Annotated in this window: 1 protein-coding gene; it reads right to left on the reverse strand. The window is 67.4% G+C overall.

Annotated features, from left to right (window positions below; all coding sequences use genetic code 11):
- On the reverse strand, positions 1 to 634 hold a 634-nt coding region (xseA, locus tag F4V54_RS11100; RefSeq protein ID WP_150387168.1), incomplete at both ends, for an exodeoxyribonuclease VII large subunit.

Raw genomic sequence — 634 nt, forward strand, 5'->3', positions numbered from 1 at the left:
GCCATCGCGCGGCTGTACCTGCACCACGGCGTAGCCGCGTGCCAATGTCGCGGCCGGCCCCAGTGCGGAGACCTGGGCGCGCAACGAACGAACCTCGGCGGATTCCTGGGCGAGCAGCCGCGAAATATCACGACGAATGGCGCCCTGGGCGCGCTCCAACTCTTCCCGACGCATTACAATCGGCGTCAACGGATTCGCCACCACTGGCCGGGAACGCAACTGTTTAAGACCTTCGCGCTCCCGGTGGACCCAGGCGCGGAGGGCGGAGGCGGTGCGGGCGCGAGCTTCGTCGATAAGCGAAAATTCGGCAGCAACATCGGGCACGACACGCTTGGCAGCATCGGTGGGGGTGGCGGCGCGCAGGTCCGCAACGTTGTCCAGCACCGGGTTATCCGGCTCGTGTCCGATCGCGGAGACAACTGGGGTGCGGGCCACGGCGACGGCGCGCTGGAGGGCTTCCTCGGAGAAAGGCAACAGGTCCTCAACCGAGCCACCACCACGGGCAATGATGATCACATCCACGGTGGGGTCCGCATCCAGTTCCTGCAGCGCGGCGATGACCTCCGGAACCGTGCCCGGGCCCTGCACCGCGGTGTTGATCACGCGGAAGTTCACCGCCGGCCAGCGGTCCTTG

This window comes from Corynebacterium tuscaniense (assembly GCF_008693065.1).
GTDB classification, from domain to species: Bacteria; Actinomycetota; Actinomycetes; order Mycobacteriales; family Mycobacteriaceae; genus Corynebacterium; species Corynebacterium tuscaniense.